Consider the following 14,169-nt stretch of genomic DNA (forward strand, 5'->3'; position numbering starts at 1 on the left):
GGAAGTAGGCAACGTGCAGGAAGTGAGCGAGAAGGAGCAACCGGAATGAGGAAAACGTACCTGATAGCCGCCATATGGCTCAGCCTATTGCTGCTGGCGGCATGTAGCGATGGCGCCGGCAGCGGTTCTGGCGGGAAGATTGCTGATACCAGCCTAAGTGCAGCCCCGGCAGAGGATTCGGTCATTCGTGTACCCGGAAGTACGGGTCAACCGCAGAGCAGCAGCCAACCCTACCTCGGCAGGGTCTTTAAGGTTGTGGTAGATCCGGGACACGGCGGGGAAGATCCCGGGGCAGTCTCCGTCAGCGGACGGCTGGAGAAGGATTTCAATCTGAGCCTGTCAGAGAAAATTGCAGCCCAGGTGGAGCAGGACCCGCAGATTGAGATCCGGCTTACCCGGACCGGGGATGCTTTTATCTCTTCACAAGAGCTGTTTCGGCCCCAGTTCGCCAATAATCTGCCCGCAGACCTGTTCATTTCCATTCATGGCAATACCTATGAGGAGGCATCAGCATCGGGTACAGAAACCTTTTATTATCATGAAGAATCCTTGGCTTGGGCCGAGACGATACATAAGCATGTCATTCAAGCTACCGGTCTCAAAGACCGCGGCGTGAAGAAAGGGAATTTCTTCGTTCTGCGCGATACGGTAATGCCGTCGGTGCTGCTGGAGCTGGGCTATTTAACGAATCCCGGCGACGAGGCGAAGATGTGGACCTCCGGGTTCCAGGAGAGCGTGGCCTCTGCTGTTGTGGATGCCGTTAGGGAGTATCTGGGGCTGGAGTGATGGATCACTATGATGTCAAAATGCACAAGGAGAAGCCTATGAACCGGATTTTAATTCTCGGATCAGGAGGATCAGGCAAGTCTACCCTGGCCCGTCAGCTTGGTGCTCTTCTACATCTGCCGGTTGTACATCTGGATACCCTTTTCTGGAACCCGGGCTGGGTCCCTAAGCCGGATGAAGAGTGGGATGAACTGGTACGGCAATATACAAATCAGGAGCAATGGATTATAGATGGTAATTATTCAAGGACCATGGATAGCAGACTGAGGCGTGCGGAGGTCATTATTTTTCTGGATTTACCCCGTTTATTATGTATGTACCGGATTGTGAAGCGTCGTGTCATGTACCATAACCAGACCCGGCCGGATATGAATGAAGGCTGCCCAGAGAAGCTGGATTGGGCTTTTGTGAAATGGGTCTGGAACTATAAGGCACGTAGCCGTGCTACTACCCTGGAGAGGCTCAAGCAGGCCGGAGCTCACCAGCAAGTGCTGATCGTAAATACAAGGCGGCAGGTCAAGGAGTTGCTTCATCGCTATGCAGAATGCTAATCAACGCCGCACATACAGTCCCTTGCGGTCCAGCTGCAGCTCACTTGAGATTAGAAGCAGGATCAGTTCCTCGATTGCAGATAGAGTGGCCACTAAGCATACAATTATTGTCCAGATCGCCTGATTCACATAGGTAAGCAGCATCGGTGTAAGGAATAGCAGCAATCCGGCAAGCTTGTTACCGTAGGTATGAATGCTGCCGTAGGTGCTGAATTTGCACAGCGCGGTCAGGATGGAGGTTCCCCGGATGACGGCAATCAGCACGACCCACAGGATGAGGCCGAGGGTAAGACCAAGGAACGGATATAAGGTATAGAGTGCAGTGCCTGCCAGTGTCATGTCGGCCACGGAATCGAGCTTGGCACCGAGGTTGCTATCCGTACCGGTCATTCGGGCAATAGGGCCATCCAGCAGATCGGTAATTCCGCACAGGAGGTAGACTATAGTGAAGCCCGTGCCCAGCGGCGCCAGGTACAGCAGCAGAAGAGCCAGTGCGATCCGGCTGAGCGTGATGCAGTTGGGGACAAGCTTCATGGCAACCTCCCTTTTTAACCATGTAATGGGGATTTCCTGTTTAGCTTATTCGTATATATTCTATGCTTCATTATGCCTCTAAATTTGCGGATTGTCTTTAAATAAGAAAGTACCCGTTAATATGGTGCAGGAACTGTCGGATGCATTCCCTGCGTAGCTGTTAATCTGATGGGGAGGAAAGGGTGGTGCACGATGAACCTGCTGGAAGATATGAATGCTGCACTCTTCTACATTGAAGAGCATCTGGAGGAAGAGATCGATGTAAAAGTGGCTGCGGGTTACGCATTATGCTCGGAGTATCATTTTACACGGATGTTCTCCTTCCTGGCCGGTATCCCGCTCTCGGAATATATCCGCCGCAGGCGTCTTACGCTGGCTGCCTTCAAGCTGCAGGGAAGCCAGCACCGGATTATTGATGTTGCCCTGGAGTATGGATACACTTCGCCGGATGCATTCACAAAAGCCTTTCAGCAGCTTCATGGCGTAACGCCTTCAGAAGCAAGAACGGCAGGGACACCCCTGAAGGCCTTTCCTCGAATGACTTTTCAGTTAACCATCAGAGGAGGCAGTGAAATGAATTACCGTATTGAGGAGAAAGAGAGTTTCCGGATCGTTGGACTCCAGAAAAGGGTAGCTATCCAGTTCAGCGGGGTGAACCCGGAGATTGCTGCCATGTGGCAGAGTCTGAGCATGGAGATGATCGCGGAGCTGAAGGGGCTGTCGAATATCATTCCGGCCGGGATGATCAGCGCATCCGTGAATTTCTCGGAAGGACGGATGGATGAACGCGGGGAGCTGGATCATTATATCGGAGTAGCTACCACGCAGGAATGCCCGCCGTCCTACGCCAAGCTTGAGGTTCCAGCATCTGCATGGGCCGTGTTCGAAGTGGTAGGTCCCTTTCCGGGTACGCTCCAGAATGTCTGGGGCCGGATCTATTCCGAATGGTTCCCCTCTTCCAATTATGAGCAGGTCGAAGGACCGGAGCTTCTGTGGAATGAAAGCAAGGATACCGACTCACCAACCTTTAAAAGTGAAATATGGATCCCGGTGCGGGAAGCAGTGCGCCGTTAACGGTGCAGGTATACAGCCATAGCGGACGGGGCTTTCAGTCAGAATGAATAGTGCCTCCTACAATCGGGTAATGGTAGTCTAGTATAACTGACTAGGAGGCGTACTTCATGGAATGGACTTTGGAAGATGTGGAAGAGACGAGCAGGCTGCATCCTGAGTCGTTTTTTATTCCCTCCAGACAGGAGCGGGAAGCGCAGGGCACGGGGAGAATGGTGCGATTGCACTTCATGCTGACCCATCCGGCTGAAGGGCAGCCGCGCGCAGAACGGATGTGGGTGGAGATCACCGGGAGAGATCACGTTACCGGGCGGTACACAGGCCTTTTGACCAATACACCCGGGGTGATCCAGTCGCTGCAGCTTGGAGATCCGGTGGAGTTCGAACCCAGACATATCGCGCAGACCATCCTTCGACAAGGAGACCCTGCATGGGTGGAAGCCGGAGAGAAGGCGGCTATGGTCACCAGGCAATGCCTGACGCCAGGCAGCGGTGTGCGCTGGATGTACCGGGAGGCCCCTACCCGTGAGGAGGACAGCGGCTGGCGGCTGTTCACTGGAGAAGAAGATAACGCTTATCTGAGCGACCCGAAGAATACGGCCATCATGAATGTGTATGATCTGATCGACCGGGACCCGAGCTTGCTGGAGCCTTTTAAAGGAGCTGTGGGTACAGCGTTTGAACGGAGCGGACCGGGTGCCGCGTGGGTAGAAGTGAAGAATTGGCGGTGAGCATGATATACTAGGCTGGCGGACACAGGTGACTGTGGCCCCGGCTTTTTTGCCATATAAGCTTAATTCGTAATCATTCTGTTAATTACATACAGTATTAATAGACATATTGGAGGTGACCAACCTGAAGCCCATATATTACTTGCTGCTGGCCGTACTGCTCATAGCTGGCTGTAGCACCAATAAGGATGCACAACCCGCTCCGGAGCAGCCGGAGGTATTGGGAGAAATGCCTGAAGAGATGCCTGCGGATTTCGATTTTCTCGTCCGTTACGGGTATGGGGAGGTCACCAAGAATGAGATCAATACGTATCAGGATACCGTGGTCAAAGATCTGATCATGAACGGAACGGCCACGGCGGATATTACGCTGACTGAAGATGAAATGCGCAGCATCTATGAGCGGATGAGAGGCATCCACATCATGGGGAAGCTGGAGCTTGTGCCCCTCAAGCAGAGCTGCGCGAGGGTACCTTACCAGGAAGACAGCTGGAGGATCACCGTCAACGGCTTCACACGGAATTGGTCCTGGTCTGGCGAGAATTGTGAGCTAACGGAAGATGCAGAGCAGCTGCTGGAGCTGCGGAATTTCATTGCAGACATTGTAGCAGGTAAAGAAGAGTACCAGGCATTACCCGAAGCTGAAGGCGGCTATGATTAAGGAGAACAGCATATAGAGTGTACGACTGCAAGCGTACTCCGCAAGTCCGATCCCAAAGGATCGGATTTTTGGTTTAATGGGATAGGGTAACAGCAACCGGACAGAGTAGAAGGAGGTTTAAATACAGTTTAAATATGTCGGTTACTATCCTTATAGATTCAGCAACCAAGGAGGAATAAAGCATGAAGCAGACACAATCAGCAGGGCAGAGCGGCAGCTACGCCATTGAAGCGCAAGGATTGGTCAAAATCTACGGGAGCAACCGGGCCGTGGATGGTGTGGATCTCAAAGTAGGCACAGGAATGATCTATGGGGTGCTGGGTCCCAATGGTGCCGGGAAGACAACCGTAATTCGCATGCTGGCGACCCTGCTTCGGCCTGACGCAGGTTCGGCGCGTATCTTCGGACATGATGTGGCAAAAGAACCGCAGATCGTGCGTCAGTTAATCGGAGTGACGGGTCAATATGCATCGGTGGATGAATCGCTTAGTGCAACAGAGAACCTGGTGATCTTCTCCAGGCTGCATGGCCTGGGGCGTGCGGAGTCGCGCAGCAAGGCCTCCGACCTGCTGGAGGAATTCGGCTTGACGGAAGCAGCGAAGCGCCCGCTGAAGAATTTCTCCGGAGGGATGCGCCGGCGGCTGGATCTGGCGGCCAGTCTAATTGCGCAGCCACCGCTCATTTTCCTGGATGAGCCGACAACGGGGCTTGATCCCCGGACGCGCAATCAGATGTGGGAGACGATCCGCAGGCTGGTGAATACGGGATCAACGGTCCTGCTGACGACCCAATATCTTGAAGAAGCAGATCAGCTGGCGGACCGGATTGCCGTTATTGATACCGGTAAGGTGGTTGCAGAGGGAACAGTTGATGAACTCAAGAGCTCGGTGGGCAACTCCTCACTTCACCTGAAGGTGGTCCAACCGCAGCAGTTACTGAAGGCGCGGCAGATTGTGGAGCAGGTGCTTCAGGTACGCTCTAACCTGTCCGCAGAAGCAGCCAAAATTATCGCACCGATGGGGAACGTGGACCGGGTAACCGACCTCTTGATCGCACTTCGTGAAGCAAGCATACCGCTGCTTGAGATGAGTGTACAGAAGCCAACGCTGGATGAAGTATTCCTGACCCTAACCGGTCATGGCGTCAAGGAAGATGCGGGGTTTGTCACGGATAGCGCACAGAAGAAGGAGGGAGTAATGGCATGAGTACTTTAATTAAGCCGGGTGTAGACCGTAATTTGAAAAACCATACCAGCTTCGGCCAAGTGGTACGTAATTCCTTTACGATGGCCTACAGAGGACTGCTCAAGATCCGGCGTACACCGGAGCAATTGTTTGACGTCACGTTTCAGCCGATTATTTTCACTTTGATGTTCACGTATATTTTCGGCGGGGCGATTGCCGGTGATGTGGCCAGTTATCTGCCGGTAATCATTCCGGGAATTTTGGTGCAGACCGTAATCACGACCTCTGTCGTCACCGGTGTCCAGCTGCGGGAGGACATGGAGAAAGGGGTGTTCGACCGCTTCAAATCGCTGCCGATTGCCCGGATTGCCCCTCTCGCAGGAGCACTGTTAGCAGATACTATACGTTACACGATTGCTACGGTACTCACCTTCGTAATGGGCTACATCATGGGCTTACGGCCGGAAGGCGGCATCGGCGGGGTTGCCCTGGCAGCGGTTCTGGTCATCGGATGCTCCTGGGCCATCAGCTGGATCTTTGCCTTTTTCGGTGTGATCGCCCGCACGGCTTCCAGTGTACAGGGGATTTCAATGATTGTGTTATTCCCGCTAACGTTCCTCTCGAATGCCTTCGTGCCGGTTGATACGATGCCGAAATGGCTTCAGTGGTTCGTGAATAACAATCCGATCTCGCATCTGGTCACTGCTGTCCGTGAACTGGTCAACCATGGAACGGTAGGCAGTGATCTGGTCTACTCGCTGATCGGAGCCGCTGTGATTGTGGCGGTCTTCGCTCCGATTACCGTGCGTGCGTATATGCGCCGGACGTAAGTCTGGTTCGGTAATACGTCAACGAATGCAGGGATGCATCTGTTGGCGTTTTTTTGTATGCGAAAAACCGAACACAACGTGACCAGTCACGTTCAGGAATTTTGAGTCCATTCCGTTAGGGATAGCTCATAGTCAACAAAAGTCTGTAATTCCCCATGCTGATCTGCCCAGGCATTCTTTCGTACCGCTATTTTACGGAAGCCGAATTTCTCATACACATGCTGTGCTCTGGTGTTCTTAAGATTCGTATCCAGAATGATCATGTGAAACCCCTGTGCTTCAAACAAATAACGGATCAGCAATCCTAAACATCGTGTGCCTGCCCCTTTGTTTTGTTGGCTAGAATCACAGATTTTGATACCCATCTCTGCCACATGTTCTGAAACTGCCCTGTAGCTCATTTCACCTGCAGGGGCACCATCGATTTCCAGAATCAGACGTCCTTTACATTCAGAATCTGTCCCGGTCTGCAATTGGGTTAACACCTCTTGTTCAGTGATTCCTAAGCCCTCAGGAAATCCGGCATGCGCCATGACTTCTCCGTCGTTCCACCAGTTGCATAACAGCTCTGCATCGGCCACAGTTGCATCCCGGATAACCAAGTTTCCTTGTTCCATATACAATTTGTACACCTCCATGACTCCGGATCATCATAGCTTCATCGTAGCATGCCATGATTTCTGCGAGAATGGAGAGTATTGTTTTATACAAATTGTATTAGGTTTATGAGTATTAGCAGCGATAGATTCAGCAGCAGCCCCAGTATAGATAATTTGTTCCGCTTAACAATTCCAAGCACGCTGATGCAAACAGCGAAGAGCAGAAGGAAGTACACGAGGTACAGGGAAGTGTCGGCGTAGAGTGTCAGGACCTTGGACCCTGCGTCATTCACAAACTCGCCATCATACAGGTTCTTGTACCTACGGTTAGCATAAATTAATACACTGGTGATAAAAACTGAGGATAATAACACAGGAATAGCAGTTAGACCTCTTGTTTTTTTCTCATATCTACCTGCTGTAATGGACCATACCCCATAGATGGCAAATCCCGCAATCAGGCAGATCAAGTACATCTGATAGAACATCAGCCCTTCCTCCGGTCCCCGGTTCCGCCCCCATTTGGTCCTGAATCATATAACAATAAGTTTGTTATGACCAGAACAAAATTCAGGAGTGCGTATTTAACTACACTGATTCCTATTCCTTTGATTTCTAACATTCTTACCTCCGCTAACTTGGGTTATTCTCCAGATGTCCCATTGTCGGTTTGTTTATTAATAGTGACTTCATTTCTATCGATTTCTACTTGATAATTAATTACTTTGCCTTGTTCGAATTTATCACTAACCTCTTTACTTACAGAGTAGTTCTTTTTGGGATTGAGTGTAATCTTGAAACTGTGATTTCCATTTTTGATCCTGAACTTTGCGACTTCACCAACATTAATATTACTATCAATTTGAGAATTAATGTGTGTGTCGTCTTTTTCATCTACAGTCACAACTACACTTTTCAAAAATAATGGGCTGTTATTAGTAATTGTCAAATTATACTCTTCATCATTTAAAGTTTTATTATTTGGTGAATCAGAGTTTTTACCTTCACACCCTGAAAACAATGTTAAAGATATTAAAATTATAGAAAACTTCTTAATAAATGACATATTTATCTTCTCCAATTTTATTTTATTTTGATTATTCATTAAAATTAAAAAAACAAATTGGTTCAAAAGGGGCCAAACTCTGTTCTTTTTGATCAAAAAAGAGCTTGATTTCTGGTTGGAAAACAATATTTCCTCGTTTCTTAATAATATATGTACATAGAACTTCATAGACTGCAATATTTTCTAATTTTTTTTCATCTACACTATCTTTAAATTCCTCTTTAATTTGATCCTCTGAATATTCATCACGACTAACATTAACATTAATAATCTCAATAAATTCTCTTGCTTCATCAGGATAAATAATTTCTGATCGAATATCATTAGTTATAATTTTATTAGAATCTAAAATTTTATATGCGTAAGAGTATTCCTTTCCTATTTCTATTTTGTTTTTGGGTGCAAATGGTGATTCCATTATAGAGAGACCGTTTTGCTTGCCAGAATAAAATTGTAAATAAATTGGATTGATATTCTTTTTTATTTTTTTATTATCTCTGTGTTCAATTAAAACTTTATTAAGTAATGATTCTTTTAAATCTAATATATTGTTAGAAACTAGTCTTACAGAAAATCCTTCTTCTAACAATTTAGGATCATAAATTTGCCATTTTATATTTTCTGTATTGAATTTTATGGATTCTTTTTTTTCATTTAATAAGGTTATTGAAGTGTTTTGATTATTTAATTCGTTAAGCTCATCATTTCTCAATTTGTTTGTTTTCCCAACCAATAAAATTGAAGGAGTCATGTCCTTCGAATGCTCTAGATCAATAGTATATACTCCGATAGCTTGGTTAAAATCTAACTTTTTCGTTAATATATCTGTGTTGTTATTCTCACATCCTGATATCAATGTGATAAAGAATATAAGTATAATAATTGCAGACTTCCTCATATATTTCCGCAACCCTTCTAGTAGTAATACAAAATGAGAGTGAATAGTAAGTATTCACTCTCATTTTTAATTCATTACTTAATTCTACTTTTTGTAACAATTAATCATCATAAATTAATTAAAGTGATACGGTTTGTAAAGCGTAATACTCATCGTACGCTTGTGTGAAAGCGCTACCTGGGTATTTTACGCCTAACTTAGTGATAGTATACGTATATTGATTTTGCGAATATCTTAAGACGATTCTTCCTTTGGTACCTGGAGTAGAATTGGGATAACTAATGGTTTGGGTTGTTGTAAATGCCACACTTGCACCAATGGTTGCTGCAATGTTAGCCTTCAAGAACTTTATATCTACTCCTCCACCGCCTGTAACAGAGGCGTTAACAGTTGTTGTAATTCCCTGTGCGGCTGAAACGGAGAGAGGATAAGCTACATAACTTGAGACAGGTGAAAATAAATTCCATCTGCTTGGTTGACTAATATTAGAGATAGAATATGTAGCTTGTGGAGAAATCTTATCTACACTTAAGTCATTTGCAAGAGTGTCGTCTAGCTCAGATGTAATAATACTTTTGGTTGCATAATTACCGATATATGTTTCTACTGCGCCATCTTCGTTAATTGTAATAGTGTCATTATATTCTGAGGAAGCAAGGGCTGTAGAACTTAGTCCGAAACATAAAGAACATGCCATTAGTACCGATAAGATTTTTTTAGTAACTGGAGCATTTCCTCTTTTTATTGAATTATTCATTATCAACTGCACCCTTTCTCTTTGTATCAATTTTTTGTGGACAAGACTAACTTTTAATTTGAATCTAACTAAATTGATAAACCACCTACTTTCGGGAAAATTGGTAATATAAATAATAATATAGAAAATATAAACACCTTACATCAATAAAAATACCATTATTATACTATAGATGTCAATCAATAATATATTTATATCTATAAAAGTATTTTTGTTTTTCCTTTCCATTTAGATATGCTTACATCTAATGCATAAATAATAGGACAGGTTATAGCTATGCAATTACTATTAAGCAGGAGTAGTGAGTCGTTAGAGTTATTAACTAATAGGTTGAAAATAGTCTTCCAACTAACCTTCAGCACAATTCAGAAGATGTGGCAGAGATGGGTGTCAAGATTTATGGGTTTCTTTAACTGAATAAAGTGGCGCAGTTTTTGGGGATACTGATTCGCTATTTATTAAAACTCAGGGAATCCCCAAGATTGTACTCGACACCAATCTTAAGAATATTAGAGCACGGCATGTCTATAAGAAACTCGACTTCCATAAAATCGCAGTGCAAAAAATATATGGATAAATCAGGATGGTGAACGATTTTTAATGACTATGAAATAGCTCTACCGGAAAGGACTCTATGTAACTGTTTTCCGCTTTTTTCATAAACCTTCTGGAGTTGTGGCGCGTTAGCCTTTATAATATGACGAGAATATAGAATAAAGGAAAAGGTGTAACTTCATGAGCATATTAAATGTAGAAAAGCTAAGTCACGGCTTCGGCGACCGGGCCATCTTCACAGATGTCTCTTTCCGTCTGCTGAAGGGCGAGCATATTGGTCTGATTGGTGCCAATGGTGAAGGTAAATCCACCTTCATGAATATCATTACCGGTAAGCTGCAGCCGGATGAAGGCAAGGTGGAATGGGCGAAGCGGATGCGCGCCGGTTATCTGGATCAGCATGCGGTGCTTCAGCAGGGGCAATCCATCCGGGATGTGCTGCGCGGGGCCTTCCAATACCTGTTCGATATGGAACAGGAGATGAACGACATGTACGGCAAGATGGGGGATGTGACCCCTGAAGAGCTGGAGCAGCTGCTGGAGGATGTCGGAACGATTCAGGACATGCTGACCAGCCAGGACTTCTATATGATCGATGCCAAAATCGATGAAACCGCGCGTGGACTCGGCTTAACCGACATCGGTCTGGACAAGGATGTCAACGACCTCAGCGGCGGTCAGCGGACCAAGGTGCTGCTGGCGAAGCTGCTGCTGGAGAAGCCGGACATTCTGCTGCTCGATGAGCCTACGAACTATCTGGATGAACAGCATATCAACTGGCTGAAGCGTTATCTGCTGGATTATGAGAATGCCTTCATTCTGATCTCGCATGACATTCCGTTCCTGAATAGCGTGATCAACCTGATCTACCATATGGAGAACCAGTCGCTGTCGCGTTACGTGGGTGATTATGAATATTTCCAGCAGGTGTATGAAGCGAAGAAGTCACAGCTGGAATCCGCGTTCAAGCGCCAGCAGCAGGAGATTGCCGATCTGAAGGACTTCGTAGCACGCAACAAGGCGAGCGTAGCGACCCGCAATATGGCAATGTCCCGCCAGAAGAAGCTGGATAAGATGGAGGTCATCGAGATTGCCAAGGAGAAGCCGAAGCCGCAATTCAACTTCAAGCAGGGGCGGACCTCCGGCAAAATGGTTTTTGAGACCAAAGATCTGGTGATCGGGTATGATTCCCCATTGTCGCGTCCGCTGGACCTGAGCATGGAGCGGGGTCAGAAGATTGCTCTCGTCGGTGCGAACGGTATCGGTAAAACCACGCTGCTGCGCAGTATTCTCGGCCAGATTCAGCCTATCTCAGGCACAGCCCGTCTTGGCGATCTGCTGGAGATCGGGTATTTCGAGCAGGAAATGAAGGAATCCAATTATAACACCTGTATTGAGGAGATCTGGAACGAATTCCCTTCCTACTCCCAATTCGAGATTCGTGCAGCGCTGGCGAAATGCGGCCTGACCACCAAGCATATTGAGAGCAAAATTGCTGTCCTGAGCGGTGGCGAAAAGGCCAAGGTACGTCTGTGCAAGCTGATTAACCGGGAGAGCAATCTGCTGGTACTCGATGAGCCTACCAACCATCTCGATGTCGATGCGAAGGAAGAATTGCAACGTGCACTCAAAGCCTATAAAGGCAGCATTCTGCTGATCTCGCATGAGCCTGAATTCTATCGTGATATCGTGACCGATACCTGGAACTGCGAATCATGGACGACCAAAGTCTTCTAGAGAACCGAACCGGCAATAACGCCGGTGTTGAGCTTGACCCGTAGGAGGGTACTTTGCGAAAAGTGACTCTTACGGGTCATTCGTATTACAGTGGAGTAAGAATGCAGGGGGATCATATGAACGTAGTGAATGAGGAGACAGTCGTGAAGCCATCCAAACGCAGTCTGGTCAATATCATTATTGACGGCATTTCTGGTATTTTTCTTCCCATAGTTAATATATTGAGCGCGGCAGGAATCATGAAAGGGCTTCTGGCTGGTGCAGTGGCGCTGGAGCTTCTAAGCAAGACGGAAGGCACCTATACGGTGCTGAATGCTATGGCGGACAGTCTGTTTCATTACCTTCCGCTGCTGCTGGCGTTTACGGCAGCCCGTAAATTCGGGGCGAATCCTTTTACGGCGGTTGTTATAGGCGGGGTTATGCTATATCCCAGTCTGACTACACTATTTGCGAACAACGAAGTCATTGAGTTTATGGGCATGAGCATCAAGCCGGTGAATTATCCTGCAAGCGCTATTCCCATCATTCTGGCGGTAGGCCTGCTGGTCTATGTCGAGCGGTTCTGTGTCAAAATATTGCCGGAGGTCATCCGCGGCTTCTTCACTCCGCTGATCTCCGTGATCGTGGTATCGTCGGTGACGCTGCTGGTATTCGGACCAATGGGGGCGCTGGCCGGGGATGCCCTGGCAGACGGGTACCGTACAGTGTATAATCTCAGCTCAGTCGGCGCCGGAATGGTGCTGGGGGCGGTCATTCAGCCGATGGTCATCTTCGGACTGCACTGGAGTCTGGTGCCGCTGGCGATCAATAACATCAGCACAGGCGGATCAGACACGATCCTCGCGCTGATGGGTCCTGCCGCTTTTGCCCAGGCGGGAGCCGCGCTGGCGGTATTCATCAAAGCCAAAGACAAGCAGTTCCGCACCTTAAGCCTGTCAGCATCGATATCGGCCTTGTTCGGTGTCACCGAGCCTGCAATGTTCGGGGTCAATCTGCCGCTGCGTAAGCCGATGATTATTGTCTGCATTGCAGGCTCGATTGGCGGCGGGATGGTCGGGATGTTCGGCTCGTCTGCAATTTCATTCGCTTTTCCGGGGCTGGCTACGCTGCCTGCTTATCTGGGGGAAGGCTTCGGCGGCTTCCTGATCGCATGTACCACCGGGTTCCTGATATCCCTGATTGCAACGTTGTGCGTGAAGCTTGGACCGGACCCAGCCGTCGAACCACTTGCCAAGTCCTAGCTAAGGAGGGTTTCACATGAGGGCGATTAGAAGAACCAAGACGGTGGAAGGGACTTCCATTCCCGGAATCATCCATAACGGAGGAAGTTACTTCTATATTAATGTAGATGTGTACGAAGACGGCATGGTCAACTGCTGGGAGCTTACAGATCTTAAGGGTTTATCCGGCAAAATAAATTCAGGCTGGTTAACGCCGGCAGTCCCCTCCGGGAAGCAGCTGTCCATTCATGGACTGGGTGCGTATACGGTAGAGTCGGCGAAGTGGACTTACAATGAAGCGGGTTATTACCAGCATGTGAAGGATACGGTGGCCCGTCTGAATCCTGAGCTTACGAATATCTATGACATTTCTCTTAGTGAGCAGCAGCGCAATGAGGCGCGCCGGATCGCCCTTTCGCCAACAGCCACGGAATTCTATGTCAACAGCGAATTGTTCTACCAGACGACGGAGGGCAAAAGTGTCCATCTGTTCATGAAGCATAGCGGTGCAGTATACCTGGTCGATGTAGTGGTGTACAAAGACGGAAAGGTAGCGGTCTATAACCTGCCTGCTGAAGCAGAATATACGCTGGAGGAGCTGGACGGGCTTTTTGCAGACGGGACGCTCTTTACTACCCTGAATGTTTCCACTCCAGTCCGTATTCTGCAATTGGGCGAGGTGACGCTTGGCGCTTCGCTGTATTCTGCCGATGCGGAAGAGAAGCTCAAAGAGCTGCACAACCTCCACAAGCAGCTAAACGGCGGGCAAACGGCGCATGAAGCGTGCCGGGCGGCATATTATGCTTATCTGGAGAATCCAAGTGAATACTACCGGGAGCAGCTTAGAATCAAATATGAGCTTGTGCCGGAGCATGAACGGATGTATCTGGGCGATATGGATACGAAGGATTGGGATTACCAGCGAATCCTGTATCATCCCGAAGAGACACGCGAAGTGTGAACAGGACAGGATTTTCTACGCGTTGGAT

At 47.8% G+C, this 14,169-nt stretch carries 16 protein-coding genes; 10 read left to right on the forward strand and 6 right to left on the reverse strand.

Translation table 11 applies throughout. The features are described 5' to 3' along the window. The first annotated feature begins 45 nt into the window (after nucleotides 1-45). A complete protein-coding gene (locus tag MKY96_RS08935; RefSeq protein ID WP_340939904.1) occupies nucleotides 46-786 on the forward strand; it encodes an N-acetylmuramoyl-L-alanine amidase family protein in 741 nt (246 codons plus the stop codon). 38 nt (nucleotides 787-824) lie between these two features. Next, nucleotides 825-1,337 carry a DNA topology modulation protein gene (locus MKY96_RS08940; RefSeq protein WP_340939905.1) on the forward strand — a complete coding sequence of 171 codons (513 nt, stop codon included), beginning with the start codon at nucleotides 825-827 and terminating at the stop codon, nucleotides 1,335-1,337. Here the strand turns inward: MKY96_RS08940 and MKY96_RS08945 are convergent, their stop codons facing one another. Continuing rightward, the gene (locus MKY96_RS08945) at nucleotides 1,338-1,871 is read right to left on the reverse strand and encodes a CDP-alcohol phosphatidyltransferase family protein (protein ID WP_340939906.1); all 534 of its coding nucleotides are present in this window, start codon (nucleotides 1,869-1,871) and stop codon (nucleotides 1,338-1,340) included. It abuts the gene before it with no gap. 192 nt (nucleotides 1,872-2,063) lie between these two features. Here MKY96_RS08945 and MKY96_RS08950 point away from each other — a divergent pair, with 192 nt between their 5' ends. The 5 genes from MKY96_RS08950 to MKY96_RS08970 all read left to right on the forward strand — a co-directional run bounded on the left by MKY96_RS08950 (nucleotide 2,064) and on the right by MKY96_RS08970 (nucleotide 6,348). After that, entirely contained in the window at nucleotides 2,064-2,945 is an 882-nt protein-coding gene (locus MKY96_RS08950) for an AraC family transcriptional regulator (RefSeq protein ID WP_340939907.1), read from the forward strand. A gap of 107 nt (nucleotides 2,946-3,052) precedes the next feature. Further along, a complete protein-coding gene (locus MKY96_RS08955) occupies nucleotides 3,053-3,673 on the forward strand; it encodes an immunity protein Imm33 domain-containing protein (protein WP_340939908.1) in 621 nt (206 codons plus the stop codon). 142 nt (nucleotides 3,674-3,815) lie between these two features. Next, nucleotides 3,816-4,334: a hypothetical protein gene (locus MKY96_RS08960; protein ID WP_340939909.1), complete on the forward strand. Its 519-nt coding sequence runs from the start codon at nucleotides 3,816-3,818 to the stop codon at nucleotides 4,332-4,334. A gap of 182 nt (nucleotides 4,335-4,516) precedes the next feature. Further along, a complete protein-coding gene (locus MKY96_RS08965; protein WP_340939910.1) occupies nucleotides 4,517-5,539 on the forward strand; it encodes an ATP-binding cassette domain-containing protein in 1,023 nt (340 codons plus the stop codon). Next, on the forward strand, nucleotides 5,536-6,348 hold the full coding sequence (locus MKY96_RS08970) for an ABC transporter permease (RefSeq protein WP_036733200.1): 813 nt from the start codon (nucleotides 5,536-5,538) through the stop codon (nucleotides 6,346-6,348). Before MKY96_RS08965 ends, MKY96_RS08970 begins: the two co-directional genes overlap by 4 nt. Nucleotides 6,349-6,440: 92 nt before the next feature. Here MKY96_RS08970 and MKY96_RS08975 read toward each other — a convergent pair whose 3' ends face one another. From MKY96_RS08975 to MKY96_RS08995, 5 genes are all read right to left on the reverse strand, one after another. Further along, a complete protein-coding gene (locus MKY96_RS08975) occupies nucleotides 6,441-6,965 on the reverse strand; it encodes a GNAT family N-acetyltransferase (protein ID WP_340944501.1) in 525 nt (174 codons plus the stop codon). Nucleotides 6,966-7,051: 86 nt separating this feature from the next. Next, complete coding sequence (locus tag MKY96_RS08980; RefSeq protein WP_340939912.1) at nucleotides 7,052-7,435, reverse strand: hypothetical protein; 384 nt, start codon at nucleotides 7,433-7,435, stop codon at nucleotides 7,052-7,054. Nucleotides 7,436-7,590: 155 nt separating this feature from the next. Next, on the reverse strand, nucleotides 7,591-8,013 hold the full coding sequence (locus tag MKY96_RS08985; RefSeq protein ID WP_340939913.1) for a hypothetical protein: 423 nt from the start codon (nucleotides 8,011-8,013) through the stop codon (nucleotides 7,591-7,593). A gap of 31 nt (nucleotides 8,014-8,044) precedes the next feature. Then, nucleotides 8,045-8,764: a hypothetical protein gene (locus tag MKY96_RS08990; RefSeq protein ID WP_340939914.1), complete on the reverse strand. Its 720-nt coding sequence runs from the start codon at nucleotides 8,762-8,764 to the stop codon at nucleotides 8,045-8,047. A gap of 265 nt (nucleotides 8,765-9,029) precedes the next feature. After that, nucleotides 9,030-9,668, reverse strand: a complete 639-nt coding sequence (locus MKY96_RS08995; RefSeq protein WP_340939915.1) for a hypothetical protein — start codon at nucleotides 9,666-9,668, stop codon at nucleotides 9,030-9,032. A 735-nt stretch (nucleotides 9,669-10,403) separates the two neighbouring features. Between MKY96_RS08995 and MKY96_RS09000 the strand changes: the two genes are divergently transcribed. The 3 genes from MKY96_RS09000 to MKY96_RS09010 all read left to right on the forward strand — a co-directional run bounded on the left by MKY96_RS09000 (nucleotide 10,404) and on the right by MKY96_RS09010 (nucleotide 14,141). Continuing rightward, nucleotides 10,404-11,960 carry an ABC-F family ATP-binding cassette domain-containing protein gene (locus tag MKY96_RS09000; RefSeq protein ID WP_036733209.1) on the forward strand — a complete coding sequence of 519 codons (1,557 nt, stop codon included), beginning with the start codon at nucleotides 10,404-10,406 and terminating at the stop codon, nucleotides 11,958-11,960. Nucleotides 11,961-12,022: 62 nt separating this feature from the next. After that, nucleotides 12,023-13,201: a PTS transporter subunit EIIC gene (locus MKY96_RS09005; RefSeq protein WP_340944503.1), complete on the forward strand. Its 1,179-nt coding sequence runs from the start codon at nucleotides 12,023-12,025 to the stop codon at nucleotides 13,199-13,201. 16 nt (nucleotides 13,202-13,217) lie between these two features. Continuing rightward, a complete protein-coding gene (locus MKY96_RS09010; RefSeq protein WP_340939916.1) occupies nucleotides 13,218-14,141 on the forward strand; it encodes a DUF7638 domain-containing protein in 924 nt (307 codons plus the stop codon). The last annotated feature ends 28 nt before the right edge of the window (nucleotides 14,142-14,169 follow it).

The sequence above is a fragment of the Paenibacillus sp. FSL R7-0302 genome (genome assembly GCF_038006885.1).
Taxonomy (GTDB): Bacteria; Bacillota; Bacilli; order Paenibacillales; family Paenibacillaceae; genus Paenibacillus_AQ.

Coding starts and splice junctions, on each gene's coding strand:
- MKY96_RS08940 (WP_340939905.1), top strand. CDS start 825: ATGAACCGGATTTTAATTCTCGGATCAGGAGGATCAGGCAAGTCTACC.
- MKY96_RS08970 (WP_036733200.1), top strand. CDS start 5,536: ATGAGTACTTTAATTAAGCCGGGTGTAGACCGTAATTTGAAAAACCAT.
- MKY96_RS08990 (WP_340939914.1), bottom strand. CDS start 8,764: ATGACTCCTTCAATTTTATTGGTTGGGAAAACAAACAAATTGAGAAAT.
- MKY96_RS08975 (WP_340944501.1), bottom strand. CDS start 6,965: ATGGAACAAGGAAACTTGGTTATCCGGGATGCAACTGTGGCCGATGCA.
- MKY96_RS08995 (WP_340939915.1), bottom strand. CDS start 9,668: ATGAATAATTCAATAAAAAGAGGAAATGCTCCAGTTACTAAAAAAATC.
- MKY96_RS09000 (WP_036733209.1), top strand. CDS start 10,404: ATGAGCATATTAAATGTAGAAAAGCTAAGTCACGGCTTCGGCGACCGG.
- MKY96_RS08980 (WP_340939912.1), bottom strand. CDS start 7,435: ATGTTCTATCAGATGTACTTGATCTGCCTGATTGCGGGATTTGCCATC.
- MKY96_RS09010 (WP_340939916.1), top strand. CDS start 13,218: ATGAGGGCGATTAGAAGAACCAAGACGGTGGAAGGGACTTCCATTCCC.
- MKY96_RS08950 (WP_340939907.1), top strand. CDS start 2,064: ATGAACCTGCTGGAAGATATGAATGCTGCACTCTTCTACATTGAAGAG.
- MKY96_RS08935 (WP_340939904.1), top strand. CDS start 46: ATGAGGAAAACGTACCTGATAGCCGCCATATGGCTCAGCCTATTGCTG.
- MKY96_RS08965 (WP_340939910.1), top strand. CDS start 4,517: ATGAAGCAGACACAATCAGCAGGGCAGAGCGGCAGCTACGCCATTGAA.
- MKY96_RS08985 (WP_340939913.1), bottom strand. CDS start 8,013: ATGTCATTTATTAAGAAGTTTTCTATAATTTTAATATCTTTAACATTG.
- MKY96_RS08955 (WP_340939908.1), top strand. CDS start 3,053: ATGGAATGGACTTTGGAAGATGTGGAAGAGACGAGCAGGCTGCATCCT.
- MKY96_RS08945 (WP_340939906.1), bottom strand. CDS start 1,871: ATGAAGCTTGTCCCCAACTGCATCACGCTCAGCCGGATCGCACTGGCT.